The organism is Streptomyces minutiscleroticus (assembly GCF_014650875.1).
Classification (GTDB): domain Bacteria; phylum Actinomycetota; class Actinomycetes; order Streptomycetales; family Streptomycetaceae; genus Streptomyces; species Streptomyces minutiscleroticus.
In genome coordinates this window covers 1-570 of the sequence record NZ_BMVU01000268.1, presented here as the reverse complement: position 1 = coordinate 570, position 570 = coordinate 1, and the positions used below count along the sequence as shown (strand labels likewise).

Genomic DNA, 570 nt, shown 5'->3' with positions numbered 1-570 from the left:
ATGCTAGAATGAATGCCATCGGTGTTTTTAATGAAAATAAAACGAGTGGTAGGGATTAAAGGGTGTCCTAAAATAAGCATATTTATCCTTTATTATTCAAACAAGTTTCACTGCAATATGCCACCGCTCCGCTATAAATAGCGTCTTTGCTAGAAACATAGGTTTGGCATTTAGAGCATACAATCATGTGATCTTCTAATTCTTTAGGGGTTTGTTGCGTATAAGAGTGGCTGTCTTTATGGTTGCCTTTAAGGGGTTTTTGCTTTAAAAACAAACGCCATAAAACCCACACAATAATGAGTAGGGGGATTAAAATTCTTAACATAAACTTTCCTTTGATTTGTAAAAATAAATACGCTTTTGATGCATAAAGCATTCAGTGTCTTTACAAGCGATTTCATCTTTTAACTGCTCGCCTTTATAGAATAAAAAATACCCCTTATCTTTTAGGAAGCGTTGGCTTTTTTCTATCAAAAAAGAAGAGCTAGCGACCGCTCTAGAAGTGATCAAATCCACTTGTAAAAGATTTTGATAATCTTCTAAACGCTTTTTAACAATTTCAATATTTTT

At 33.5% G+C, this 570-nt stretch carries 2 protein-coding genes; both read right to left on the bottom strand.

What is annotated here, in order from left to right:
• Positions 1 to 82: 82 nt before the first annotated feature.
• Positions 83 to 325, bottom strand: coding sequence for a PP0621 family protein (locus tag IE271_RS44680; RefSeq protein ID WP_000944395.1), 243 nt, complete (start codon positions 323 to 325; stop codon positions 83 to 85).
• On the bottom strand, positions 319 to 570 hold a 252-nt coding region (locus IE271_RS44675; RefSeq protein WP_190195537.1), incomplete at its 5' end, for an RsmG family class I SAM-dependent methyltransferase. The genes IE271_RS44680 and IE271_RS44675, both read right to left, overlap by 7 nt.